Annotated in this window: 23 protein-coding genes and 1 pseudogene; 13 read left to right on the top strand and 11 right to left on the bottom strand. The window is 71.2% G+C overall.

Translation table 11 applies throughout. The features are described 5' to 3' along the window. Positions 1 to 6: 6 nt before the first annotated feature. Complete coding sequence (locus tag WMF17_RS22155; protein ID WP_437604072.1) at positions 7 to 561, bottom strand: exonuclease domain-containing protein; 555 nt, start codon at positions 559 to 561, stop codon at positions 7 to 9. 255 nt (positions 562 to 816) lie between these two features. On the opposite strand from WMF17_RS22155, the gene WMF17_RS22150 reads away from it, so the two are divergent. After that, positions 817 to 1,938 carry a serine/threonine-protein kinase gene (locus tag WMF17_RS22150; RefSeq protein WP_437651128.1) on the top strand — a complete coding sequence of 374 codons (1,122 nt, stop codon included), beginning with the start codon at positions 817 to 819 and terminating at the stop codon, positions 1,936 to 1,938. Between the two features lie 153 nt (positions 1,939 to 2,091). After that, on the top strand, positions 2,092 to 2,658 hold the full coding sequence (locus tag WMF17_RS22145) for a hemerythrin domain-containing protein (protein ID WP_437604070.1): 567 nt from the start codon (positions 2,092 to 2,094) through the stop codon (positions 2,656 to 2,658). A gap of 15 nt (positions 2,659 to 2,673) precedes the next feature. Here the strand turns inward: WMF17_RS22145 and WMF17_RS22140 are convergent, their stop codons facing one another. The 3 genes and pseudogenes from WMF17_RS22140 to WMF17_RS22130 all read right to left on the bottom strand — a co-directional run. Next, positions 2,674 to 3,027 (bottom strand): DUF2752 domain-containing protein, encoded by a 354-nt coding sequence (locus WMF17_RS22140; protein ID WP_437651126.1) that lies wholly within the window; start codon positions 3,025 to 3,027, stop codon positions 2,674 to 2,676. 114 nt (positions 3,028 to 3,141) lie between these two features. Further along, positions 3,142 to 4,551 carry a hypothetical protein gene (locus WMF17_RS22135; RefSeq protein ID WP_437651506.1) on the bottom strand — a complete coding sequence of 470 codons (1,410 nt, stop codon included), beginning with the start codon at positions 4,549 to 4,551 and terminating at the stop codon, positions 3,142 to 3,144. A gap of 45 nt (positions 4,552 to 4,596) precedes the next feature. Further along, positions 4,597 to 4,662: pseudogene (locus tag WMF17_RS22130) on the bottom strand (zinc-ribbon domain-containing protein); the annotation flags it as partial. Between the two features lie 708 nt (positions 4,663 to 5,370). Between WMF17_RS22130 and nuoE the strand changes: the two are divergent. The 8 genes from nuoE to WMF17_RS22090 all read left to right on the top strand — a co-directional run bounded on the left by nuoE (position 5,371) and on the right by WMF17_RS22090 (position 15,464). Further along, positions 5,371 to 5,853, top strand: a complete 483-nt coding sequence (gene nuoE, locus WMF17_RS22125; RefSeq protein ID WP_437604068.1) for an NADH-quinone oxidoreductase subunit NuoE — start codon at positions 5,371 to 5,373, stop codon at positions 5,851 to 5,853. A 4-nt stretch (positions 5,854 to 5,857) separates the two neighbouring features. Beyond that, positions 5,858 to 7,210, top strand: a complete 1,353-nt coding sequence (nuoF, locus tag WMF17_RS22120; RefSeq protein ID WP_437604067.1) for an NADH-quinone oxidoreductase subunit NuoF — start codon at positions 5,858 to 5,860, stop codon at positions 7,208 to 7,210. After that, entirely contained in the window at positions 7,207 to 7,860 is a 654-nt protein-coding gene (locus tag WMF17_RS22115) for an NADH-quinone oxidoreductase subunit J family protein (RefSeq protein WP_437604066.1), read from the top strand. The genes nuoF and WMF17_RS22115 overlap by 4 nt, the downstream gene beginning before the upstream one ends. After that, positions 7,857 to 8,168: an NADH-quinone oxidoreductase subunit NuoK gene (nuoK, locus tag WMF17_RS22110; RefSeq protein WP_437604065.1), complete on the top strand. Its 312-nt coding sequence runs from the start codon at positions 7,857 to 7,859 to the stop codon at positions 8,166 to 8,168. Before WMF17_RS22115 ends, nuoK begins: the two co-directional genes overlap by 4 nt. Positions 8,169 to 8,223: 55 nt before the next feature. Then, positions 8,224 to 10,734 carry an NADH-quinone oxidoreductase subunit L gene (gene nuoL, locus WMF17_RS22105; protein ID WP_437604064.1) on the top strand — a complete coding sequence of 837 codons (2,511 nt, stop codon included), beginning with the start codon at positions 8,224 to 8,226 and terminating at the stop codon, positions 10,732 to 10,734. Beyond that, the gene (locus tag WMF17_RS22100; RefSeq protein ID WP_437651124.1) at positions 10,731 to 12,737 is read left to right on the top strand and encodes a complex I subunit 4 family protein; all 2,007 of its coding nucleotides are present in this window, start codon (positions 10,731 to 10,733) and stop codon (positions 12,735 to 12,737) included. The genes nuoL and WMF17_RS22100 overlap by 4 nt, the downstream gene beginning before the upstream one ends. After that, on the top strand, positions 12,734 to 14,260 hold the full coding sequence (locus WMF17_RS22095) for an NADH-quinone oxidoreductase subunit N (protein WP_437651122.1): 1,527 nt from the start codon (positions 12,734 to 12,736) through the stop codon (positions 14,258 to 14,260). Before WMF17_RS22100 ends, WMF17_RS22095 begins: the two co-directional genes overlap by 4 nt. A 250-nt stretch (positions 14,261 to 14,510) precedes the next feature. Then, entirely contained in the window at positions 14,511 to 15,464 is a 954-nt protein-coding gene (locus tag WMF17_RS22090; protein ID WP_437651120.1) for a hypothetical protein, read from the top strand. A 2-nt stretch (positions 15,465 to 15,466) separates the two neighbouring features. Here the strand turns inward: WMF17_RS22090 and WMF17_RS22085 are convergent, their stop codons facing one another. Further along, the gene (locus WMF17_RS22085) at positions 15,467 to 16,621 is read right to left on the bottom strand and encodes a tetratricopeptide repeat protein (RefSeq protein WP_437651119.1); all 1,155 of its coding nucleotides are present in this window, start codon (positions 16,619 to 16,621) and stop codon (positions 15,467 to 15,469) included. Beyond that, the gene (hisC, locus tag WMF17_RS22080; RefSeq protein WP_437604059.1) at positions 16,612 to 17,703 is read right to left on the bottom strand and encodes a histidinol-phosphate transaminase; all 1,092 of its coding nucleotides are present in this window, start codon (positions 17,701 to 17,703) and stop codon (positions 16,612 to 16,614) included. The genes WMF17_RS22085 and hisC overlap by 10 nt, the downstream gene beginning before the upstream one ends. 830 nt (positions 17,704 to 18,533) lie before the next feature. On the opposite strand from hisC, the gene WMF17_RS22075 reads away from it, so the two are divergent. Next, entirely contained in the window at positions 18,534 to 18,839 is a 306-nt protein-coding gene (locus tag WMF17_RS22075; RefSeq protein ID WP_437604058.1) for a hypothetical protein, read from the top strand. On the opposite strand, the gene WMF17_RS22070 is transcribed toward WMF17_RS22075, so the two are convergent. Further along, positions 18,840 to 19,658: a DUF4150 domain-containing protein gene (locus WMF17_RS22070; protein ID WP_437651117.1), complete on the bottom strand. Its 819-nt coding sequence runs from the start codon at positions 19,656 to 19,658 to the stop codon at positions 18,840 to 18,842. A gap of 117 nt (positions 19,659 to 19,775) precedes the next feature. Between WMF17_RS22070 and WMF17_RS22065 the strand changes: the two genes are divergently transcribed. Together WMF17_RS22065 and WMF17_RS22060 are read left to right on the top strand one after the other, a co-directional pair. Beyond that, on the top strand, positions 19,776 to 20,021 hold the full coding sequence (locus WMF17_RS22065) for a hypothetical protein (RefSeq protein ID WP_437494337.1): 246 nt from the start codon (positions 19,776 to 19,778) through the stop codon (positions 20,019 to 20,021). Then, positions 20,008 to 20,733 (top strand): nucleotidyl transferase AbiEii/AbiGii toxin family protein, encoded by a 726-nt coding sequence (locus WMF17_RS22060; RefSeq protein ID WP_437604056.1) that lies wholly within the window; start codon positions 20,008 to 20,010, stop codon positions 20,731 to 20,733. The genes WMF17_RS22065 and WMF17_RS22060 overlap by 14 nt, the downstream gene beginning before the upstream one ends. A gap of 183 nt (positions 20,734 to 20,916) precedes the next feature. On the opposite strand, the gene WMF17_RS22055 is transcribed toward WMF17_RS22060, so the two are convergent. From WMF17_RS22055 to WMF17_RS22040, 4 genes are all read right to left on the bottom strand, one after another. Further along, positions 20,917 to 21,681, bottom strand: a complete 765-nt coding sequence (locus WMF17_RS22055) for a phosphoenolpyruvate--protein phosphotransferase (protein WP_437651115.1) — start codon at positions 21,679 to 21,681, stop codon at positions 20,917 to 20,919. Between the two features lie 215 nt (positions 21,682 to 21,896). After that, positions 21,897 to 22,694: a hypothetical protein gene (locus WMF17_RS22050; RefSeq protein WP_437651113.1), complete on the bottom strand. Its 798-nt coding sequence runs from the start codon at positions 22,692 to 22,694 to the stop codon at positions 21,897 to 21,899. Then, positions 22,691 to 23,944: an AAA family ATPase gene (locus WMF17_RS22045; protein ID WP_437651366.1), complete on the bottom strand. Its 1,254-nt coding sequence runs from the start codon at positions 23,942 to 23,944 to the stop codon at positions 22,691 to 22,693. Before WMF17_RS22045 ends, WMF17_RS22050 begins: the two co-directional genes overlap by 4 nt. 134 nt (positions 23,945 to 24,078) lie before the next feature. After that, the gene (locus WMF17_RS22040; protein WP_437604286.1) at positions 24,079 to 24,999 is read right to left on the bottom strand and encodes a hypothetical protein; all 921 of its coding nucleotides are present in this window, start codon (positions 24,997 to 24,999) and stop codon (positions 24,079 to 24,081) included. Positions 25,000 to 25,013 lie beyond the last annotated feature (14 nt).

Here is a 25,013-nt window from a genome sequence, read left to right as displayed (position 1 = left end):
CCCGCCTCACCGCCGCGCGGCCAGGAGCAGGTGCGCGAGCAGGCCCGCGATGTTGTACGCGTCGTCGGTGCCCCGGTGGTGCGTGCCCGCGAGCGGCAGGCCCACGCGCTCCAGGGCCTCGGCCATGCCCACCTCGCGCGACAGCGCGTGCGTCACAGCGAACAGGCTCTTCACGTTGAGGTGGCTCGGCCCGAACGGGAAGGGCGCGCTGGACGCCTGGCACTGCCGCTCGAACATGCGCCGGTCGTAGTCGCCGTAGCTCGCCCAGAGGCGATCCTGCGCCTTGAGCTCGCCCCGCAGGAGCGCGCACGCCTCCCTGAACGAGACGCCCGCATCGACGTCCGCCTGCGTCAGCGTGGTCAGCGCCGTGCAGAACGGGCTCACGCGCGAGCGCTCGGGGCGCACAAGGATCGACCGCCGATCGCGCCGCCGGCCCGACGCGACCTCGAGCGTGCACACGCCGATCTCGATGATCTCGTTCTCCTCGCCCCGCGGCGGGTCGCCGTCCCAGCAGGTCGATTCGACGTCGATCACGAGGATGAGATCAAGACGCTTCGCCATTCGTTATCGCCCCTACATGTAGTGATGAGTACGTTGCCATGGTAACGGCGATCGGGACGAAAATTCTTTCGGGATTTTCCCGACAAGCCAAAACCGCCTCGGGCGGTTCGCTTTGTCCGGGTAAAAACTGAGTAGATACGGGACATAAGCCGGCAGAGCACCTACAGCGGTCCGGTCGTTTCGGTGCCCAATCCCCTTGCTTGGAGGGCCTGGACCATGGACACTCGTCAGGTAATTTCTGACGAGGTTCTCTACGTGGCTCCTGGTTCCCCGCTCCGTCGCTCCACCGGTTCAGCCAGGGACAGGTCCGCGTTCGCTGAGGCGCTCCCCGAACCTGCCGCCGAGGATCCCGGTCCCGCCTCGGAGCGACGGCGGCCTCCTCGTTCCGGGATCGTCTGCCACGCGGGCCGTGACCGGGGGGGGGCGAAGGCGTACCCCGCGGCGCGCGGCGGGGCGGCGGCCAGCGCGGCGGCGCGGTTCCCGGCAGCATGTGGGGCCGCGGCGCTCGACCCGCTCGTCGGCCGTACAGAGCACGGACTGCACATCGAGCGGCTCATCGCCGAGGGGGGTATGGGCGCGGTGTACGCGGCCCGCCGCGTCGCGACGGGGGAGCCGGTCGCGCTCAAGGCGCTCCGGCGCGTGCATGCGGGGGACGCGGGGATCGAGAGCCGGTTCGCCCGCGAGGTCCGGCTTGCCCGCCGCATCGACCACCCGAACGTCTGCCCTGTGCTCGGCGAGGGGCGCCTCGCGGACGGGCGCCCGTTCTTCCTGATGCCGCTCTTCGACGGCGTCACCCTGAGCGAGGAGGTGCGGCGCAACGGCCCCCTGCCGCTGGGCCGCGCGCTCGCCCTCGCGGACCAGATCCTCGCTGGCCTCGCGGCCATGCACGAGGCGAAGGTCGTCCACCGCGACCTCCAGCCGGGCAACATCCTGCTCGTCCCCGGGGCGCCGGGCGCCGGAGCAGGGGACGGGGTGCCGACGATCAAGCTCATCGATCTCGGCTTCGCGCACGAGCCGGGCGTCGACACGGGCGACGGCGTGACGCCCGACAGCCCCGGGTCCCTCGTGGGCACCCTGCTGTTCATGTCGCCGGAGCAGGCGATGCGCAGCCGCGCCATCACCGATCGGAGCGACCTCTTCGCCGCCGCGCTGCTCATCTACTACGCCCTCTCGGGCAAGCTCCCCTTCCGCGGCCGGGGCGATCTCGACGTGCTCGTCGCGATCGTGCGCTCCGCGCCCGTGCCCCTCCGGCGGGAGCGCCGCGAACTCCCGCGCGTGCTCGACGAGGTGCTCTCCCGCGCGCTGTCCAAGCACCCCGACCATCGCTTCGCCGGCGCCTCGGCGATGCGCGACGCGCTCGCCGCCATTCAGGTGTAGCCCCGCGCGCGCGGCGCGTCCGCGGTCCCTTCCAGCGCCGGCCCGCTCCTTGCCACGACGGGGGCCGCGCCACGCAGCACCGCGAGCCGGGCTGTGCACGCGCTGCTCAAGGGCGGCGACGTGGCGCGGTGAGCTTCACGCGAGGGGAACCCCATGGACGCACTCGATCTCTTGGAGCAGCAGCATCTCGAAGTCAGCGACCTGATGGCGCGCATCGCCGCCGAGCCCAGCCCGGGCTTGCGGACATCGATGGTCGCGCAGCTCTCCCGGATGATCGACGCGCACGTGCGCATCGAGGAGACGTACCTCTACCCGGTGTGTGCCGAGCGGATGGCCGTCGACCGGAAGCCGCTCCACGACGCGTACGAGAAGCACGGCCTGGCGCGCTTCGCGGCGGACAACCTGCTGCGCACGCGCGTCACCGATGTGCGCTTCGAGGCGCGCCTCCGGCTCCTGCGGGATGTTTTCGCCCACCACGCCGACGAGGAGGAGGGCATCCTCTTCCCGAAGGCGAAGCGGGGCCTCACGGACGAGCAGCTCGACGTGATCGGCAGCGATCTCGAGCGCGCGTACGAGGTGCTGCTGCGCGTCGGGGTGCCCGCGGGCGTCCCGCTCGTGCGATCGCAGCGCGGCCGGCCGAGGCGCGGCACCCACACCCTGCGCGCCCTCCGGCCCATGTCGCGCCGCCGCGGCGAGGGGCCCCGCGCCCGCGGGTGCTGAGCCGGTAGGACGGAACTAGACCGGTACGGGGCCGCCGAAGGCTCCGAGGAAGCGCGCCACCCAGACGGCGACCATCAGGACCGCCAGCGCGGCGCCGAGCCGCGTCACCCAGACCCCCTGCACCGACTCGGTCGCGGCGATGCGGCCGTCCTTCACGTAGATGGCGGCGTTGTAGGCGATCGCGGCGAGCACGAGCGGCGCCATGACCGGGGCGAGGGGGTGGAACCGCAGCGCCTCGGCCACGTGGCCGTGCGCGAGGGCGAGGGTCGCGCGCGTGAGCCCGCAGCCGGGGCAGGGGTGGCCGGTGACGATCGCGAACGGGCAGAGCGGGACGCCGCACGCGACAAGGAGCCCGAGCAGCGCCGCCATCGCGCCGAGGCGCGCCGCGCGGCCGCCAGGACGCGCCGCGCTCCATCGGGACGGAGCCGATGGAGCGGGCGAAGGGGCGTCGGTCGGGCAGGACAGCGACAACGGCGGCGCGGGCTAGGCGGCGTTCGGGTCCCAGACCTCGTTGAGGTCCTTCGCGAGGGCGTAGAGCGGGAGGAAGATGTAGAGCACGATGCCCTCGGCCTGCGGGTTGCGCGAGCCGGCCATCTGCTTGGCCCGGGTCACCTGCTCCGGCACCTTCACCCAGAGGAAGTAGTAGTTGAGCAGCGGGATGAAGACGTACCAGGGCTTGAACTCGGGGTCCTTCGTCGCCTGCTGCAGCTCGTTCAGCATCGCCCAGAGCTGCCAGATCGCGTAGACGAAGCAGACCATCCCGATCACGCACACCGTGACCGGGTTGCGCGTCTCGCCCCGGCCGCCGCCCGGGGCCAGCGACCCGCTGCCGCCGTACACGCCCAGGTTGCTGGCCGCCTGGCCGAACTGGCCAGGCGCCGACAGCTGACCGCCGCCCTGCGGGCTGCCGTAGCCACCCGGATCGCTCACGCCCTGCGGGCTGCCGTAGCCGCCGCCCTGGGGGCTACCGTAGCCGCCACCCTGGGGGCTACCGTAACCACCGCCGCCCGGAGGGCTGCCATACCCCCCGCCCTCCTGGGGGCTGCCGTAACCGCCGCCGCCCGGAGGGCTGCCGTAACCGCCGCCGCCCGGAGGGCTGCCGTAGCCGCCGCCGCCCGGAGGGCTGCCGTAACCACCGCCGCCTGGAGGGCTGCCGTAGCCGCCGCCCGCCTGCGGATCCTGGCCCGGAGGCGGACCGTACCCGCTGGCGCTGTGCTGCGGCGGCTGGCCGTAGCCCGGGGGCTGGCCGTAGCCCGGGGGCTGGCCGTAGCCCGGAGGCTGGCCGTAGCCCGGAGGCGCTCCGCCGAGCCCGCCCATCGGATCCTGGCCCGGGGGCTGGCCGTAACCCGGAGGCTGGCCGTAACCCGGAGGCTGGCCGTAACCCGGAGGCGCGCCGCCGAGCCCGCCCATCGGGTCCTGGCCCGGGGGCGAACCGAAGGGGCTGCCGCCCTGCGGGGGCTGACCGTAGCTGCCGCCGGGCGGCGGAAACGCGCCGGCCGGCGTGCCGCCGGGCGACTGCTGCCCGCCCGGTCCGCTGTACCCGGGCAGCTGGTCGATCGCCATGGTGCCGCCGAGCGGGTTCACGCCCTGGTTGGGCTGCTGGCCGAACGGCGCATACCCGCCCGACGGGCTCGCGGCCGCGCCGCCGAAGGACGGACCGGAGGGCTGCTGTCCCCCGGGCGGCGATCCATAGCCCATCCCGGGCGGAGGCGGCGCAGGGGGAGGCCCGGCAGAAGCGCCAAGCCCGGCCGGCGGGACGCCGACCACCGTGCCAGCCAGGCCCTGCGGCGGGCTCGGGATGCCGCCGGGCATGCCCGGCGGTGCGCCGGCCGGAGGCGCCGGAGGCAGAGGCGCCCCGGGAGCGCGCGGGGCCCCCGAAGACGGCTGACTCATCAGCATGGTGCCCTTGAACTTCGGTGCGGCCGCCCCCTTGAGGTTGAAGCCACACTTCGTGCACGTGGACGCCGTTTCCGAGTTTTGCGTCCCACAATTCGGACAGAACACGCACCACCTCCGGAGGGGGGTTCGCTGCTACGGATGTCCGCGCCCTGCGCGCGTCGTAATGGGCGCGAAGGGTAGTTGAAGCGCGTTCCGGTTCTCAAGTGAAAGACGAAGAACGCTGCGGACTTCTCCCGAGGCTACGCGTTCTCCGCCAGAAAACCCAGGGCGTTCTCTCGCCGCGAGCGAGCGCGCTCCCGTACGCCGCGCGCCGTACGCCGCGCGCCGTGCGCCGCGCGCTCCTCCGCTCTCCGCCTGGAAGGCCGTGCCGCCGTGGGCGCGGCGCGCCGGCGACCCGCCGTGGTCGGGGCAGGCCGGCCGGCGCTCTGGCGGCTGCGGGCGGCTGCGGGGCACCTGTCACCCGTGACCCGTGCTGCTGCAGGCGCCAGCTTTCTGGGCAGCGGGAGGGTTTGCGTGGTTCGCTGGAGGTTTCCCCCCGGCGCGCCTTGACAGTGACCACCGTGGCTCACTAGCGTGCCGGCGCCTCGGGACGGCTCCGTACGACGGACAACCGAATGCCCGGCCGCCGGTGCGCGGGGCTGTCCGCCTCCGGCAGGCGCCTCCACACCGGAGGCGCACGAGGTAGCGCCCGGCTTTGCCGGGCAGACCCTCGTTGGAAGGGACCCGCCTTGCGGGGTCCCGACTGCATGTCGAAGCGGGCACGTCGCAATCGCGGCGCGCCCAGGGAGCCAGCGGACCGTGCCAACAGCGGACATGACCGACAAATTTGCTCTGAGCGCCGACCGGCAAACCGAGTTCGAGAAGATCCTCGCGCGTTACCCGAACCGCCAGGCCGCGTGCATCCCGGTGCTCCACCTCTGCCAGAGCCAGGAGGGGTGGGTCTCCGAACGGGTGCTCCGCTGGGTCGCCGAGCAGCTCGGCCTCCCGACGGCGCACGTCCAGGGGGTCGCGACCTTCTACACGCTCTTCAACAAGGAGCCCGTGGGCAAGCACCAGGTCTGGGTCTGCCGGACGCTGAGCTGCGCGCTGAACGGCGCGGACGCGGTGCTCCACCACTGCGAGAAGCGGCTCGGGATCCACGCGGGCGAGACCACGAAGGACGGGAAGGTCACGCTGCGCACCGCAGAGTGCCTCGCCTCGTGCGGCACCGCCCCGATGATGCAGGTCGATCGCGACTACCACGAGGGCCTCACGCTCGAGAAGGTGGACGTGATCCTCGATCGGTTGACGAGGTGACGAGATGCTCCGGCTGACGCGCTATCTGACGAAGAACTACGACACGCCCGACGGCCACAAGCTCTCGGTGTACGAGAAGGGCGGCGGCTATCAGCAGGCGAAGCGCGCCCTCGGGATGACGCGCGAGGCGCTCGTCGAGGAGATGAAGGCCGCCAACATCCGCGGCCGCGGCGGCGCGGGCTTCGCGATGGGCGTGAAGTGGAGCTTCATGCCGTGGCCCCCGAAGCCCGAGAAGCCGCACTACCTCGTCATCAACGCGGACGAGGGCGAGCCCGGCACCTTCAAGGACCGCACGCTGATGGAGAAGAACCCGCACTCCGTCGTCGAGGGGTGCATCATCGGGTGCTTCGGCATCGGCGCCCACGCCGCGTACATCTACGTGCGCGACGAGCTGCACCTCTCGAAGGCGCGGCTCTGGGCCGCGATCGAGGAGGCGCGCGCGAAGGGCTACCTCGGCAAGCGCCCGTTCGGGATCGACTACCCCGTCGAGGTCTACGTCCACACGGGCGCCGGCGCGTACATCTGCGGCGAGGAGACGTCGCTCCTCAACTCGCTCGAGGGCAAGCGCGGCGAGCCGCGGCTCAAGCCGCCGTTCCCCGCCCAGTTCGGCGCGTTCGGGATGCCGACGACCGTGAACAACCTCGAGACGATCGCCGCGGTGCCCACGGCGCTCGAGCTCGGGGGCGACAACTTCTCGAAGCTCTCGGCGCTGCACCACCTGAAGGACGGCGGCTGCCGGCTCTTCGGCGTGAGCGGCCACGTGAACAACCCCGGGATCTTCGAGGCGTGCGTCGGCGTCACCCTCCGCGATCTCATCTACGACTTCGGCGGCGGCGTGAAGCACGGCAACCTGCTCGCGGTCATCCCGGGCGGCTCGTCGTGCCCCATCCTGCGCGCCGACGAGATCGTCAACGCCCCGAACGAGAAGTCGCCGCTCCACCCGTGGCACGGCCAGAGCGTGCTCGACGTGCCGCTCGGCGTGGACACGTTCCGCTCGCTCGGGACGATGCTCGGGACCTGCTGCGCCATCGTCCTCAGCGACAAGGCGTGCCCGGTCCTCGCGATGCACAACCTGATGCGCTTCTACCGCCACGAGTCGTGCGGCCAGTGCACGCCGTGCCGCGAGGGCAGCGCGTGGATCCACCGGATCCTCGATCGCATCGTGCACGGCGAGGGGACGATCGAGGAGCTCGATCGGCTGCACGAGATCGCCGACAACATCATGGGCAACACCATCTGCGCCTTCGGCGAGGGCACGGCGATGCCCGCGCTCGGCTTCCTGCGCAAATTCCGCAAGGAATTCGAGGCGTACATACAGACCAAGGGCCGGTCGTCGACAGGGGTGCTCTCGCCGTGAAAATCTTTGAATTCGCCTTCTTCGGGCTGGCGTCGCTGCTCGTCCTCCTCGGCGGCGTGGCCACGGTCGCGGCCCGGAACCCGATCCGCGGCGCGATGGGCCTGCTCACGTCGATCGTCGGCATCGCGGGGCTCTACCTGATGCTGTCCGCGGAGTTCCTCGCGGCGATCCAGATCCTCGTGTACGCGGGCGCGGTCGTCATCCTCTTCCTCTTCGTGATCATGCTCCTCGGCCCGTCGGCGACGTCGCCGCGCGACGCCCGCACCGCGGTGCCGCGCTACCTGGGCGCGGGCGTCTTCGTGGCCAGCAGCATCGGCGCGCTCTCCCTCATCGTGAGCGCCGCGAAGCCCGGGGCCCGGGTCCTCGCGGAGGCCCCCGAGTCGCTCGGGACCATCGATGCGCTCGGGCACGAGCTCTTCACGAAGGGGATCGTGCCGTTCGAGCTCTCGGGCGCGCTGCTCCTCGTCGCCGTGGTCGGCGCCGTCGCCGTCGCCCGTGGCAAGCAGGTCGACCCCACGCTGCTGCCGGTCGGGGCCGCGTCGCCGGACGCGAGCGACCAGGTCCCCGTGCGCGACGCGGCGGCGCCGGACCCGCAGCCGGGCGCCCTCACGGGCCACTTCACCCTGTCGACGAAGGAGCCGAAATCATGATCTCCGTCCCCATCGAGTACTACCTCGTTGTCGCGGCGGTGCTGTTCGTGATCGGGTCGGTGGGCTTCCTGCTGCGCAGGAACCTGCTGGTCCTCCTGATGAGCATCGAGCTGATGCTCAACGCCGTGAACCTCACGCTCGTCGCGTACAACCGGGTGCACCTGCACGATCACACCGGGCAGATCTTCACTTTCTTCGTCATCGCCATCGCCGCGGCGGAAGCCGCAGTCGGTCTCGCGATCGTGCTCGCGTTCTATCGCATCCGGAAGACGGTGCGCTCGGACGACGCCGATCTCCTGAGGAGTTAGCGTGGAAGCCCTGAGAGTCTTATTCCCCGCGTCCGAGTTCGCGCTGATCGCGGTCGTGCTCGGCCTGCCGGCGCTCGGCGCGTTCGTGAACGGCCTCTTCGGCAAGCGGCTCGGCAAGGACGCGGTCCGGCTGATGGCGCTCGCCGCGCTCGGCGGCGCCTTCCTGGCGGCCGTCATGACGTTCCTGATGCTGCCGCACGATGGCGGCAAGCTCACCTGGACGGCCTGGCGCTGGTTCTCGATCACCGGCCGGATGGGCCAGTCGATCCCGATCGACGTCGCCTTCAGCGTCGACGGCCTGAGCGGGACGATGATCCTCGTCGTCACCGGCGTCGGCTTCCTCATCCACCTCTACTCGTCCGCGTACATGCGCGAGGACCCCGGGTACCACCGGTTCTTCGCGTACCTGAACCTGTTCTGCTTCTCGATGCTCGTGCTGATCCTGGCCGACAACCTCGCCGTCCTCTTCGTGGGGTGGGAGGGCGTCGGCATGTGCAGCTACCTGCTCATCGGCTTCTGGTTCCAGGACGACAAGAACGCGAGCGCGGGCAAGAAGGCGTTCGTCGTGAACCGCATCGGCGACTTCGGCCTCCTCGTGGCGATGGCGATGCTCGTCTACTACACGGGCACGCTGAACTTCGACGGCATCGCCGCGAACGCGGGCAACCTGCTCTCCGCGGTGAAGGTCTGGCCGATCGGCAACATGTCGGCCGAGACGGTGCCCGGCTTCCTGAGCTTCCTCATCCCGTCGCAGCCCGTGCTCATGTACGCGGCGACGCTGGTCGGGCTCGCGCTGTTCCTCGGCTGCGCCGGCAAGAGCGCGCAGATCCCGCTGTACGTCTGGCTGCCCGACGCCATGGCCGGCCCGACCCCGGTCTCCGCCCTGATCCACGCCGCGACGATGGTGACCGCGGGCGTCTACCTCGTGGCCCGGCTCGCGGCGGTGTTCGTGCTGTCGCCGTTCGCGATGGCGGTGATCGCGGTGACCGGCGTGCTCACGGCGCTGTTCGCGGCCTCGATCGGGCTCTTCCAGAACGACCTGAAGAAGGTCCTCGCCTACTCCACGGTGAGCCAGCTCGGGTTCATGTTCATCGGCGTGGGCGTCGGCGCGTTCGCCGCCGGCTTCTTCCACGTCCTCACGCACGCCTTCTTCAAGGCCTGCCTCTTCCTCGGCGCCGGCTCGGTGATCCACGCGATGCACGCCCGCATCCACGACACCGACAGGTCCCAGGACATGCGGAACATGGGCGGCCTCAAGAAGTACATGCCCCTGACCCGCTGGACGTTCCTCCTCGCGTGCTTCTCGATCGCGGGCTTCCCCGGGTTCGCCGGGTTCTGGTCGAAGGACGAGATCCTGTGGCGCGCCTTCTCCAGCCGGATCGCCTCGGTGGCGACGCGCGGGCAGCCGGTGTGGCAGTGGCCCGAGTGGCTCGGCCCGACGATCTTCTTCGCCGGCATCGTGGCCGCGACGATGACCGCCTTCTACATGTTCCGCGCCTACTTCATGACGTTCCACGGCGAGTTCCGCGGCTGGAAGATCGTGGGCGGGTGGAAGGATCCGCACCCGCACGGCCATCACGACGACCACCACGCGCACGCGGACGGCGAGAAGCTCGATGGCCCGGAGCCGCACGAGTCGCCGCTGTCGATGACGATCCCGCTGATCGTGCTCGCGGCGCTGTCGGTCTTCGCCGGCTTCCTCATGGCGGAGCCGCTCGTGCACCTCACCCACGTGCACGCGTTCGCGCCGCTCGCGCACCTGCTCGAGCCGGTCTTCTCGATGACGTCGCGGGCGGTGGTGGAGCGCGAGGCGGCGAAGGGGATGCTCTTCCCGATGATGCTGCCCGGCGTCGCGGCGTGCTTCATCGGCATCGTCGCGGCGACGTACGTGTACTGGAACCGCCGCGGCGAGGACGAGCGGCGCTTCGCCCAGGCCTTCCCGCGGCTCTACCGGCTCATCTACGACAAGTGGCGGATCGACGAGCTCTACAACGCGACGGTGGTGGGCATGGTCGACGCCCTGGCGGACATCTTCACGATGGCCGACAAGTGGATCATCGACGGCGTCATCGCCAAGCTCACCGCCGCGCTGGTCGGGTTCTTCGGCACGGTGCTGCGCGCGCTCCAGACGGGCCGCGTGCAGGTCTATGCCGCGTCGATGGTCGTCGGGCTCGCCGGCGTCGGCTGGTTCATGGTCAGCCCGCACGCGGACGCGAACGTCGATGACGCGCAGCTGCGCCGGTCGGGCGAGGTGAAGCTCTCGGCCGCGCCCGGGCTCGGCTACCAGTACCGCTGGGAGGGGCCCGGCGTGCCGTCGCGCGACTTCTCCAAGACCACCGACGTCACGGTGAAGCTCGAGCCGGGCGAGAAGAAGGACGTCGTGCTCCGCGTGCGCAACGCCTTCAACCGCGAGGCGACCGAGACGTTCTCGTTCTCGCGGCCACCGGGCCGCAAGAGCCCGACGGGTCCGACCACGCTGCGGGTCCCGGACGTGCCCACGCTCCCCCCGGGGACGACCCCGGCGGAGCAGATCCATGACCTGATCAAGCCGAGAGGCCTGCAATGAGCGCGCTCGACCTCGTAACCCATCACTGGCCGGCGCTCGCAGCCGGCGTCGTCGGAGCGCTCATCCCGCGGGGCGCGGACGACGCCCGCGCGGACGGCGATCACGACCACGACCACGGGCACGGCGACGACCACCACGCGGGCGACGACCACCACCACGGCGACGGGCACGGCGAGGCCCAGGCCAGCGCCGGGTACACCCCGTGGCAGCGGTTCGGCCTCGGGCTGATCGCGGCGCTGACCGTGCTCGGCGTGCAGTGGCTCTGGCCGTCCGGCGCGCCGGCGGCCGCGGCGGAGGCGTCCGGGGAGTGGTCGTCGCTCCTCAACGTGCTCATCGGCCTGCCGTTCGTCGGGGCCGCCGCGGTGCTGTTCATGCCGCGGCAGATGCTCTCGCTGCTCCGGGGCTTCACGCTGGCCGTGCTCGGCGCGGGCTTCCTCGCGTCGCTCTGGCTGCTCAGCGTGCCGATGACGGAGGGCTGGCACTTCCAGTCGATCAAGGAGTGGATCCCGTCGCTGGGCATCCGGTGGCACGTCGCGATCGACGGCATCAGCCTCTGGCTCGTCCTGCTCACGACGTTCATCGCGCCCATCGCGGCGTACGCGTCGTTCGGGTCGATCAAGAGCCGGATCAAGGAGCTCTGCTTCTGCCTCCTGCTCCTGCAGGGCGCGATGCTCGGCGCCTTCGTCGCGCTCGACCTGTTCCTGTTCTTCGTCTTCTGGGAGCTGATGCTGGTGCCGATGTTCGTGATGATCGGCATCTGGGGCGGCGTCGAGAAGATCAAGGCCGCGATCAAGCTGTTCGTCTACACGATGGCGGGCTCGATGCTGATGCTCGCGGGCATCGTGTACCTCGTGTGGGCGAACCAGAAGCTCACGGGCGCGTACTCCTTCGACTACCTCGCGCTCTCGCGCGTGGTGCTGCCGCGCAGCACCCAGATGCTCTGCTTCTGGGCGTTCTCGATCGCGTTCTTCATCAAGGTGCCGATGTGGCCGGTGCACACGTGGCTGCCGGACGCCCACGTGCAGGCGCCGACCGGCGGCTCGGTCATCCTGGCCGCGGTGATGCTGAAGATCGGGACGTACGCGTACCTGCGCTTCTCGATGGGCCTCTTCCCCGGCCCGGCCTCCAGCCTCGCGGCCAACCTGGCCGGCATCGCGATCCTCGGCGGCGTGCTCTACGGCGCGCTCGTCGCCTGGAAGCAGTCCGACGTGAAGCGGCTCGTGGCGTACTCGTCGGTCGCCCACCTGGGCTACGTGATGCTCGGGCTCTTCGGCGTCACGCCGAGCGGGATCCAGGGCGCGGTGCTCCAGATGGTGAACCACGGCGTCTCCACCGGCGCGCTCTTCCTCCTCGTCGGCGTGATCTACGATCGCCGCCACACCCGCCAGGTCTCCGAGTTCGGCGGCCTCGCCAAGGTGATGCCGGTCTACGCGGCGCTCTTCCTGATCGTGACGTTCGCCTCCGTGGGCGTGCCCGGCACGAACGGGTTCATCGGCGAGTTCATGATCATCACCGCGACCTACGTCTCCGAGCGCCTCGGGGTCTTCAGCGGGATCCACACCGTGGGCGCCGCGGCGGGCGTCATCCTCGCCGCCGTCTACATGCTGAGCGTCGTGCAGAAGATGTTCTTCGGGCCGCTCACGAACCCGAAGAACAGGCACCTGCCCGACCTCACGCCCCGCGAGGGCCTCGCGCTCGCGCCGCTGATCCTGATGATCTTCGTGATCGGCCTGTTTCCTGGGATCTTCCTCGATCGGATGAAGGAGTCGGTCCTGTCTACTTACAACCAGTTCAAGGTCGTCTCCGGGCAGGCGATCCTCTTCGCGGACGAACAGAACGCGAAGCTCCTGCCCGAGGACACGTTCTCGCCGGCCTTCATGAAGGGGGCGCCCGTGCTGCGCTCCGGTGAGGGCGCGGAGGGGGCGGGTGACGGCGGAGAGGCGCGGCTCGAGCCGGCGGCGGGCGGCAAGGTCGTGGCGCGCGCGGGGGAGGCGGCGCGATGAACGTCGGACCTTTCATCGCGGTGTCGCCGCTGCTGGTGGTCTCGTTCGGCGGCCTGCTGCTGATGCTCACGGAGGCGTTCTCGCACCGCCGCGAGGAGTCGCACGACCGCCGCTCCGGGCCCTCGTCCGACATCGCGCTCGGGACCGCGATCACGCTCCTCGCCGGGGCGGTGTTCTCGGGCGCGGTCGGGTTCGTCGGCCCCGAGACGCTGGACGGGGCCGACGTGCTCGCGCCCTACCTGATCATCGACCGCTTCACGCTGTTCTTCTCCTTCGTGCTCTGCCTGGGCGGCGCGCTGGCGGCGCTGCTCGCCGGCGGGTACCTCCCGGAGCACCGGCTCGATCGCGGGGAGTTCTACCCGCTGCTGACCTTCTCGACGGTCGGCGCGATCATCCTCGCCGCCGCGGGGGATCTGCTGACGCTCTTCCTCGGCCTGGAGACGATGTCGCTCGGGGCGTACGCGCTGACCGGCTTCCGCCGGACCTCGCCGCGGAGCACCGAGGCGGCGATCAAGTACTTCCTGCTCGGCTCGTTCGCGGCGGCGCTGCTCCTCTACGGCGGCGCGCTGATCTACGGGGCGACGGGGCACACCGACCTCGCCGGGATCGGCCAGACCATCGCGAGCGCGACGGGGGACAAGGCGCCGAACCCGGCGCTGCTGCTCATCGGGGCGGCGCTGATACTGGTGGGGCTCGCGTTCAAGGTGAGCGCGGTGCCGTTCCACATGTGGACGCCCGACGCCTACGAGGGCGCGCCGACGCCGGCCACGACGTTCATGGCGGTCGCGGTGAAGGGCGCGGCGTTCGCGACGCTGCTGCGCGTGCTGCTCGGCGCGTTCGGCGGCCCGGCGCTCTCGTCGTGGGCGGCGGGCTGGCCGCCGGCCGTGGCGGTGATGGCGCTGCTCACGATGACGGTCGCGAACCTCATCGCGGGGCGGCAGGAGTCGGTGAAGCGGATGCTCGCCTACTCGAGCATCGCGCACGCCGGCTACCTGCTCGTCGGCGTGGCGGCGACGGTGCGCGCGAGCGAGGACGCGCAGGCGAGCGTGATGTTCTACCTGCTCGTCTACACGGTCTCGACGGTCGGGGCCTTCGGCACGCTCATCCTCTGCGGCAGCCGCGGCGCCGAGGCGGTGAGCTACGAGGATCTCTCCGGCATCGGCAAGCGGCACCCGGTGGCGGCGCTCGCGTTCTCGCTGTTCCTCCTGTCGCTGGCCGGCGTCCCCCCGACCGCCGGCTTCTTCGGCAAGTTCTACATCGTCAAGGCGGCGATGGGCGCCGAGCTGTACACGCTGTCCGTGGCGCTGCTCCTCAACAGCGTGCTCTCGGCGTACTACTACCTGCGGGTGCTCGTGTTCATGTACATGCGCGAGCCGGCCCCGGGCGCGCCGATCGCCCGGCCCATGCGCTCGGGCTACGTCAACGCGGCGCTGATCGTCTCCGCGGTGCTCGTGATGGTCCTTGGCATCTGGCCGACGACCTCCCTCGGGATCGCGGTTCGCGCGGTCCTCGCTTCGCACTGATCCACGACCATCCCGGATTCCGCGGAAGGGGGGCCTCGCCGAGCTGGCGGGCCCTCGGGGCCCCTGCTCGTCGGGCGGCGCGAGGAAGCGCGACGGTCGCGGAGGCGGATGCGGCGCGCCGCAGCGCGTCGCGCGTCGCGCGCTGCCAACTGATTTGGCAACGATGGCACCGGCGCCAGCGGCGGTCGCGTCCTTCTGGAGCGAATCCGCGATGCTGCGCGGGGCGCGCGAGTTGCTAAAGTCGGCGCCGATGCGGAACGGTGAGAAGATGCAGAAGACGGCGAGGAACTGGCGGATGCGGGCGGCAAGCGTGGCGCTGCTCGGGGCGCTCGGGTGTCAGGGGGGGAACACGGGCGGAGGCTCGCCCGCGGGGAGCGCGGCGCCGGCAGCGAGCGCGGCGCCGGCAGGGAGCGCGGCGAGCGCCGGCGCAGCGGGGAGCGCGCAGGCGGCGCCGGCTGCGCTGTCCACGATCTCGTTGACCTCGGAAGCCGTGCTGAAGGTGATGAACCCGCGGGGGCGAGCGCCGTACAGCGGGCCCACGGGGACGCTGCGAGGACGGGTCACCATCAAGGGAGACCCGCCGCCGGACACCGGGCTCAGCTTCCCGATCGGCAAGTGCGGTGAGGCAGCGGCCACCTACGGGAGGCTTTTCCGGGTGGGGCAGCAGAACGCCGTCGCCGACGCGCTCGTCACCGTCGTCAACTACAGCGGCCACGTGCCCGAGCGCGAAGAGGCAGAGAAGGTGACCATCCACGGCTGCGCGTTCTCGACCCGGACCGTGGCCATGACCTTCGGACAGCGGCTCGAGGTCGCGAACCTCGACCCGCTGGAACCCTACATGCCCAACCTCGAGGGCGTCCCCTTCATGGCCGTCCTCGTCGCCATGCCGCAAGGCGAAGCCGTGCCGTTCCACCCCCCGCAGCCGGGCTACTACCAGCTCGTGGACAAGATGCCGAAGCCGTTCCTCAAGGCCGAGGTCTTCGTGCTCAAGTTCGCGACCCACGATGTGACCGGCCTCGACGGCAAGTTCGAGATCAAGAACATCCCGGTCGGCAAGGTGCTCACCGCCGCCCTCCTGCCAGCCATCGCGCAGGACGTGAAGAAGGAGATCGAGATCAAGGAGGGCGAAAACACGCTCGATTTCGAGCTCAACTTCGATCTCAAGAAGCACAACGAGAAGAAGAGCGCGAAGCCGTCGCAGTGAGCTCAGGGCGCGGCCGGCGCGCCCCCTGCGAGCTCGCGGTGAACGCGCTGCTCGATCGCATGCGACAGCGGATCGCGGGCGCCGGGCGCGGGGGGCGGAGGCGGGCCGAGCCAGGCGAGCGCGGCGTCGCGGCCGACGCGACGCAAGAGCAGCTCGGCAAAGAGGAGCCGGGCGAGCCGCGAGGGGGGCACCGCGGCGCCGCCGCCCGCGGGCGCATTGAGCGCGTCGCAGGCGCGGGTCAGCGCCTCGAGATCGCCGCCCAGATCGGCCGCCGCCGCGAGCGCGACGAGCGCCGAGGCGCTCGCCGGGTCGGCCGCCGAGACGAGCTCGGCCTGCTCGCGGGCCTCGGCGACGCGGCCCAGGGCGGCCGCGCGCACGGCGATCTCGGCGGGCGGCAGATCCGCGTCGCGCGCCAGCCGGCGGGCGCGGCGCAGCTGCCCCAGGACCAGCGCCTCGTCGAGCTCGGCCAGCGGCCCCCGGGGAGGCAGCGGCCGCCCGGAAGCGGCAGCCCTCCGCGACGCGAGCTCGCGCAGGCGCCGCGCGGCCTCCTCGGCCGCCGCGCGATCGCCGGCCCCCAGGGCCACCGCGCGCAGCTCGCGCCACGCGTCCGCCGACCAGGGGCGACGCACGAGGAGCGCCCGCAACGACAGGCGCGCGTCCTCGGTCCGGCCGAGCCGCCGCAGGATCTCGGCCCGGAGCAGGATGCCGTCGTCGCGATCCGGATCGAGCAGGATCGCCCGCTCGACGCGCCCGAGCGCCGCCAGAAGCCGCCCCGCCGCGAGATCGCAGCGCGCCTGCTCGCGGTGGGCCGGCTCGTAGTCGGGATCGATCGCGCGGGCGCGCTCGAACGCGTCGTCCGCCGCCTCCGGGCGGTCGAGGCGGCAGCGCACCGACCCGACCCGGGTCCAGATGTCCGCGCTCTCGGGATCGCTGTCCTCCGCCAGCTCGTAGGCCTGCAGGGCCATCGCGAGATCGCCGCGCGCCTCGGACTCGGCGCCGATGGCGTACAGCGTGTAGGCGTGCGGCCCGATCTGGCGGCCCTCGATGATCTGGCCGTCCACCGAGCGCGCGACCCGGGGCGCGGCGCAGCCGGCGCCGAACGAGAGCGCCGCGAGCGCCGCGAGCCGCGCGGCGGAGCGCGGCAGGGCTACGCGCACGCGGCGATCTCGGCGAGGAGGCGATCGTTCTCCTCGCGGAGGCCGACGGTGATCCGCAGCCGGTGCGCGAGGCGCCCGCCCGCCGCGTGGAAGCTGCGCACGAGGACGCCGCGCGCCGCGAGCGCCTCGAACACCTCCCCGGCGGGGCGGCGCGTGCCGACCCAGAGGAAGTTCGCGTGGCTCGGCGCGACCGAGAGGCCGAGCTCGGCCAGGCCGCGCGCGAGGCGCTCCCGCTCGTCGGTCACGGTCGCGGCGGCGCGGTGGAGCTCGCCGCCGAGCTCCCGCAGGGCGTAGGTGGCGGCGCGCTGCGACGGGACGGGCATGTTGTAGGGCTGGCGGACCTTGTCGAGCTCGGCCACGAGCGCCCGGTCGCCGAGGAGCCAGCCGACCCGCAGCGACGCGAGGCCGATCTTCGAGAGCGTCCTCAGCACGGCGACGTTCGGGTGCTTGCGCCAGAGGGCGAGCTGGTCGCGCGGGGCGAAGTCGATGTACGCCTCGTCGAGGATCACGAGGGCGTCCTTCGCCGCGGCGATGACCGCCTCGAGCCGGTCCTCCGACATGAGCGCGCCCGTCGGGTTGTTCGGCGAGGCGATGAAGACGACGTTCGGGCGCGCGAACTCGACGGCGCGCACGAGGCCCGCCACGTCGAGATCCCAGCCGGCGTCGAGCGGGACCTCGACGGCGCGCATGCCCCGCGCGCGCGCGCTCAGCTTGTACATGACGAAGGTGGGGCTCACCGTGACGATGCTCGCCGCGTGCGCGTCGGGCCGCGGGCGGCTGAGCGCGGTGAGGACGATAGAGATCACCTCGTCGGAGCCGACGCCGGCGAGGACCTCGTCGGGCTCGGCGCCGCAGCGGGCGGCGATGGCCTCGCGGAGCTCGATCAGGCGCGCGTCGGGGTAGCGGCCCCAGTCCTCGGGGGCCGCGGCGCGCGCGAGGGCGGCCCGCGCCTCGGCCGAGAGCAGCGGCGGGCTCTCGTTGGCGTCGAGGCGCACGGGGAAGTGACCTGCGACCGGGGTGTAGGCGTGGAGCTCGGCGAGCTCCGGACGGAGCAGCGCAGGGAGGAAGTCGGGCAGCGGCATGTCTCGGTCCACGGTCGTCGCGGGCGGGGGGGGGGAGGGGAGCTGGGGAGCGGTATACTACCCGCGCCTGAGCGGGAACATCTCGACGTGCGATGCCAGGTGATCTCATGCCCACGATCCGCCGTGCGACCGTGCTCGTGCCGTCGCTGTCGTCCCCCATCGTTCCAGGCCTGAACCTGATCTCCTCGCCGGACTTCCCGCTGGAGGAGCGAGCCACGGGAAGGCGTTCGCCGTGCGGCGCGCCGCCGAGGTGCCCTGGTCGGTCGCGCGCGTTGGGCAGGATTTGTGGAGATCGTGAGCGGTGAGGGCGGGCGCAGGGCGCGGAGCTTCGCGCAGCCGGCGGGGCCTGGGCCGGCGTTGCTCGGCGCGCGGCAGGCGTCCGCGGTTAAACTCCCTTGTCGCCATGCCGCCCACCGCCTTCGCCGTCTACCACCCCCTGTGGAGCGGCTTCGCGATGCACCCGCGCTTCGATCCTCCGCTGGCCCGCGCTCCATTCCCTCGATCGCACCACGGCGTTCAGGTCCCCTGCTTCGGCGTGTGGTCGAGCCCGGGCGAGCCCGAATCCGTCTGGCAGGCGCGGGCAACCCAGGCACTCGTGCATTTCCCCCGCTACACGGACGCCGAGCTCGTGGGCCTCTCGGACGACGAGATCGACGCTGCATACAACCAGTTCGTCGTCGAGCTCCGCGCGGCCGAGCCCGAGGTCAGGATCCTCGTGGCCACATTGCCCGCCGGATCGACGCTAGCGCGCACGATCAGCCGCGCGCTCTCCCTTCTTCAAGAAGACGACGCGCACCCGCGCGCGCTTCTCCGCCGACGAGGGCCTGTTCATGCCGGTGATCGACATCGCGTGCGCCGCCCGCACAAGCGAGCTCGCCGACCGCGTGTTCGAGAGTCCGTCCCTCGGGCGCGCTCGCCTGGGCCCTCTCGAGCAGGTCATCCGCTTTCGCCTCGACGACGGGGGCGCAAAGGCGCTCTCGCCGCCGCGCTCCTTCGGCCTGATGTCACCCCCGCGGCGCTTCAGCTGCGCCATGCCGTTCCTGGTCCTCGTGCTCGCCCGGCGCAGCAAGCTGCCCGTCTTCGCAGCGTGGGTCGAGAACGCCGAGGTCCTCGCGAAGGCGCCAGCGTCCCGGTGATCAGTCCTGGTGCGGCGGTGCGCCGGGGAAGCCGCCGCCGTGCGACCCGCGCCCGGTCGGCGCCGTGGGATCGCTCCACGAGCCCGCGTGCTGCGAGCTGGGCGTGCTGACCTGGCCCACCGTGGGCGTGCCACCGCATAGCGGTACTCGACGGCAACGCCGCCTGAGTCCACGACCTTGACCAGGTCTCCCCGCGCATCGATCTCGTACGCGACCCCGAGCCGGCGGTGCTGCGCTCACGTCGACCGGGTGGCCAGCCTTGCCTTGTCCATCAGCGCCGGGCGGCGCCGGAGGGCTGGGCGGTCCCGCGCCGTCGTTGCTGCCGCCACCGCCGGCGCCGCCGTTGCCTCCGCCCTGCGGCCCGCCCCCGCCCGGGCCCCCGGCTCCGTCGCCGCCGCCGCCGCCGCCGCCGCTCGCGTTGCTTGCGCTGGCGCCGGCGCCGACGGTGATGCTCTTGTTCATCTGGCCCATGCTGCCGGTGATGCCGGCCATGCCGAGCTCGAGGAGGACGTTGGGCGCGCCGAGCCAGGGGAAGCAGGGCCCGCCGGTGTTGAGGCTGACGACCTCCTTGAGCGTGCCTGGCTCGTTGCCGTGGCACGCCTTCATGCAGCCGCCGACCGTGAGGATCTTCGCGCCCTCGATCTTCGTGCGCATGCACGGGTCGATGATCCCCTCGGCGACGGTGCCCATGGTCGGGTAGGGGATGGGCAATGGGCTGGGCGCGGCCGGGGTCAGGCACACGCTGACGGCCATGCCGGTCATCTGGTGTCCGGATTTCCCCGTGACGGTGTTCAGGTGGAGGGCAGTGACCTTACCCATGGCCCTGGCATGCTCTCACGGGCGGGGAGGCGGCCACGACCGCGCGCTCGTCCCTGCAGTCCACCGTCGTCGCGAGCGTGGGGGAGGGGATCGAGGGAGCGGTATACTCCCCGGGCGATGAGCGCCATGAACCCCGAAGGCGGCGCGGCTGCCGACCTCGTCGTACCGGAGGATCTCCCCTTCCTGGAGAGCCTGTCCTGGTTCGACGCCCGCTGGCGTGAGCTGTCCGCCATCGAGATGCTCCAGCGCTACGAGCGCGGGTGGCGGAATCGCGGCGTGACGGCCGATCTTTCCGGCGAGGAGGCCGCGTTCGTGCGGGCGCTCATTCACCGCTTCGGGAGCGTGCTCGATGTTCCGGCGTGAGCTCTACCGCACCATGGCGCGCGTGCTCGACGCCCTCGATGCGAACGCGCTCGCGCGGACATCCTTCCGCTTCGGCGGTGGGACGTGCCTCGCGCTGGCGCACGGCGAGTACCGTCTGTCGCGCGATCTCGACTTCGTGTGCTCCGACCCGAGCGGGTACGCGGAGCTTCGCCTCGCGGTGCGAGAGCGCGGGTACGACGCGCTCTTCCCCGCGTCCGCGCGGGCCACCTTCGGCTTTCCTCGGGAAATTCGCACGGATCAGTACGGCCTGCGCTTCCCGGTCGTCGTGGGGGGCACGTCGATCCGCGTGGAGATGATCCGCGAGGCGCGCATCGCGCTCGGCCCCGCCGCGCAGGCCGCATGGACGCCCGTGCCTCTCCTGTCCGTCACCGATGCGTTCGCCGAGAAGCTCCTCGCGAACTCCGACCGCTGGGCCGATCGAGACGAGCTCTCGCGCGATCTCGTGGATCTCGCCGTGCTGCGCGTCTCGCACGGGCCGATCCCGGAGGCGGCCTGGGCCGCCGCAGAGAGCGCTTACAAGTCCGCGCCGCTCCACGACCTTCGCAAGGCGGCCGAGCGGTTCCTCTCGGAGCCCAGCTACCAGGGGCGATGCTTCGCGGGGCTCGACGTCGAGGGTACGGACGACGTGCTGCGCGGCGTGAGCGCGCTGCTCTCCGACCTCGATGCGCACACGAACCAGCGGGAGCAATAGCCTGCCCGGGGCTGGCCAGGTACGCCCCAAAGCGCGCATCACCCGGGTCGGCGTGCGGCGCCAGGAGGGAGGACGATAGGGCGATCGTGCGCGAGGCACGGGACACGTGAATGCGCACGGCGAGTGGGGGAGGGTGGCGTGGAGCCGGGAGCGATCGGGGGGCGACCGTGCGGGAGAGGAGCTCTAGACGATCGGCTCGGGTTCGTTCTTCTTCCTGGCGCTGGCGGCGCGGGCCCGTTCGGCGCGCCGCTCTTCTTCCGCCGCGTCCTCGTAGGGCGAGAGGAGGCGGTCGCGGAGGAGCGCGTGCGTCTCGTCCGTGTCGTCGTCGTACTCCGCGTGCACCTGCACCATGAGGGTGCCGTAGGCCTCGTGCCACGCTTCCACCGCCTTGATCGCCGGATCCGCGCCCTTCGCCTCGGTGACGCCGAGCTTCTGGCCGTAGAGCGCGGTCCAGCGGCGGAGGCGATCGACCTCGGCCCCCAGCCCGAGGCGCTCCACGGCCGCCTTCACGCCCTTGCCGTCGAGCGCCTTGACCATCGCGTTCATGCGCACCCACTGCTGGGAGTACACGAGCTTGACGAAGCCCGTCCCCGACGACAGCACCTCCGAGCGCACAAGCGCGGCGTCGGCCCGGCGCGCGGCCTGTTCATGGCCCACCGGCAGGATGTCGTCGTGGTCGAAGGCGCGCTCGATGCCGTCGAGCTGGGCGCCGAAGGCGGAGATGCACCGGTCGGCGCCGCGGTCGATCTCCGTCATGGTGGCGTCGGTGCTCCCGAGCGCCTCGACGGCCTCGGTGCGCGCGATGACGGACTGGACCGCTGCGTCGACCTTGGGGGCGAGCTTGGTCTTCCTGGATCTGAGCGCCTCTCGATGAGCGGCGAGCTTTGTACCTGCGATGATGCACCCGGCCGGCGTGAGCCGGCGGGCGAGAAACGCGGCTTTTCTCATGATGGCAGGGATATCACGGCCGAGCGGGCGTGGGAGCGCGGGGCAGCATTGCGTCCATGGGGGGCGGTGGCTCCCCGGGGCGCGTCGGCGACGCGGCGGTGGCTCCCCGGAGCGCGTCGGCGACGCGGTGGTGGCTCCCCGGGGCGCGTCGGCGACGCGGCGACGCGCCCGAGGTCATCGTCGCCGTCGGAGGCGCCTCAGGTGCAGCGGCCGCGTCATTCCCAGCCGCGCGTGCGCTCGAGCGCAGCGCGCAGCGCGCCGCACCGACCCATGCGATCCACGCTCTCGGCGAACGATTTCCTCACGTCATAGGCGAGCTGCGCGGGAAATCCACGGGATGCGAGCTCCATGTTGTGTGCCTTCTTCAGGCACAGCGCCTGGTCGGGCGCGGGCAGCTCATCGAGCTCCGCACGTTTTCCCTCCCATGCCTCGATGTCTCCGACGTGGCGGCCCCCGTGCTCACGGCGGCAGATCTCGCTCGCGCGTCGAACGTTCTGGTAGAGCCACGCCTCGATGCTCCGGAACGGGCAGACGAGAAGGAGATGCTCGATCTGCAGTACGGGAGCAGGCGGCTCGGCGTCGCCCTTGGTTCGTAGCCTGGTCCGAGGCGCATTGGCGCGACCGCGGTCGACGACCTGCGGCAGTTGCATGAGGACCTTCCGGTCGAATTTCGCGATGTTCTCGCTGGTGTCCCGCTCGGCCCACGGCCGATCCCCATCGATATGGAAGATCACGAACGTGCCGGGCGACAGGAGCTTGCGCGCGATGTACTTCAGCAGCCGGACGCGTCGCTCGTGCTCGCGCGGGTTCTTGCCGTCGGTCTTCCAGACGTTGCCGCGCATCGCCTCCTCCTCCATCGGCTCGCTCGGGAGGAAGTCGACGCGATGGCGCCCGTAGCCGGGAACGACGACCTCGAGCATCCGGCCGACGAGCGCCTCGACGGTCGCGCGACCGTCCCTGCCGCTGTCCTCCGTGAGGATCACGATCGAGAGGCGGGCTCCCTCCGAGGTCACCACAGCCCTCGCGACTGCAGGATCTCGCTCACGTGCTCGACGCCGACCTCGTACGCGGCGAAGAACTCCGCGGCATCCTCTGCGCGCATGTTCGCCCAGCTCCAGGCCGGTCTGCCGCCGCTACGCTCGCCGCGACACAGGACGAAGCTATGACGGACCTGCTCGGGCGAGGTGATGGGGATGTAGTCGAGCAGGAGCGGGTTCTGGCTCGTCAAGAACGCCTGACGCTCTCCGATGGCGTCGACGCACGCCGTGATCCAGTGGTGATGCAGGCCGTTCACGAGCTCGTCGGCGATGACGATGTCGTCGTTGCAGGCGAGGTAATAGAAGAAGGTGAGCAGGCGCTTCTGCCCGTAGCTCAGGCGCGTGTGGGTGATGAACTCGCCGCCCTCCCACCAGAACCGGAACACGAGACCCCCGAGCGTCACGTACTCGGAATCTTCGCCCCACGGGTGCCGTTCGGTCACGTCCACCTTCAGCTCGGCGGCGTCGAATCCCATGATTCCCTTGATGGTGGCAAGGAAGTCCAGATCAGCGTGCTTGAAGGTGTAGTCAGACCTTGACCGCTCGTACATCGGCGCCAGCTGTCGGAGGAGGGGCTCCGGCAGGAGAACGGAGCCAGCTCCAGCTATCAGCTCCTTTTCTCGACGAACGACGACCCTCTCGTGAGCGTCACTCGACCCAGCCAGCCACGTGAACAGCTCCAGTGACTCGTCGAATCGCCGCGCGGAGCTCCCAGCGAAGACCCTGTCGAAGATGGATCCCATGAACTCAGGAGTCTCCAGCATGTAGCTCCAAAGGAATCCTGCGTTGAGGCATGAGAACTCCCGACCCCCTCCGATCGGCCGGTTATCTCCGATCCTGAGTCCATGCTCGACGTCGTACCGGATGCGGCGGCGAGTTCCAGAGGACGAATCCTCGATCGTGACGTCCGCAGCAGGGCGCCAGTGCTCCGATAGGTCAATCTGGGTGCGAGGCGTTGTCTCTACAAAGCTCGTCTGCTCCTTGTTGCCGATCGCAACGAGCACCGTCGCTTCTCCCGGAACCGCGAGCTCGTACTCGACGGCGAACTCCTCCCTGGCGAGGCCGCTGAAATCCGACCTCACCACCATCGAGATCAGCTCGAGCAGCGTCGTCTTTCCGGTCCCGTTCTGGCCGAGCAGCACGTTGAGGCCGTCCGAGAACCGGAGCTCCGTGCCCGGTGCCACGCCCCGGAACTTCTCGATCCGCAGTCGCCTGAGCTTCAGCATCACGCGCCGACGTTAGCCGGCCGCGCTGTGCCGTCAACCGCGGCTGCCCGCGCGCAGCGGGCGGCTGCCCGCGCGCAGCGGCCGGACACCCGCCCCGAATCGCCGGGTGATCACACCGGCCAGCCCGCCCGCCGTCAGCGCGCGACCAGGCGCATCGCGGGGCGGCTGTGCTGGGTGTGCTCGGCCTCGAGCTCCTCCAGCTCGAACGCCCTGTCCATGTCCATGTCGAGCTCCTCGAGCTCGCGCTGCGTGCTCTCGCCGCTGTCGAAGCCGTCGAGCTCGCGCATGAACCGGTCGATCTCCGCGCAGGTCGCCGGCGAGTCCACGGGCGTCATCGATTGCTCGTGCATCAGCTGGATGAGCTCCAGGATCGTCGCGAGCTTCTGCGACACCACATCGAGCCCCTCGCGGGTCCGGCTCCAGCACTCGGCCCGCCGGTAGGCGATCGAGAGCCGCCGCTCGGACAGCCCGCGCGCGCGCCCCGCCGACGTGCTCCGGAGCGTCTCGAGCGACCGGATCGTCTCCATGAGCTCGCTGTGGTTCGTCATCGCGAGCGACTCCTGGCCGGCCTTGTGCGCGATCGCCAGGCGGATGTAGCTCATGAGCAGGCGGCTCAGGCCGAAGCCGTCGTCGAGCAACAGCGGGACGGAGCCGCCGCGGCGACGGATGTTCTCGCGGGTGCGATCGATCAGCCGGTCGAGCCGCGCGAGCTCCTGCTGGTGCCGGATGTCCATCTGCCGGATCAGCGACTCGCGCGCCCGCGACCACGCCGCCCGATCGGCCTCGTCGAGCTGCGCGTCGATGCTGCGCCGGAAGTAGCCGCGCCAGGGGATGATGCACAGGATCACGAGCTCCGCCCCGAGGCCGAACAGCAAGAGGAGCGGGCTCCAGCCGATGAAGCTCAGGAGGAGCACGCTCCCCACGACGAGCAGGTTGTACGGGTGCACCATCACCCGCCCCAGGTAGGTGCGCGCGGTGCGCCTCCGCAGCGGTGCGACCTGGACGCCGAACGCGGCCAGCGTCGCCCGCGACTCGGCCATGCTGGCGCCAAGCACATCCTCCAATCGGC

It is taken from the genome of Sorangium sp. So ce362 (assembly GCF_051519845.1).
Taxonomy (GTDB): domain Bacteria; phylum Myxococcota_A; class Polyangia; order Polyangiales; family Polyangiaceae; genus Sorangium.
The sequence above is the reverse complement of the archived record's forward strand: the minus strand, read 5'-3'. Positions and strand labels throughout refer to the sequence as shown.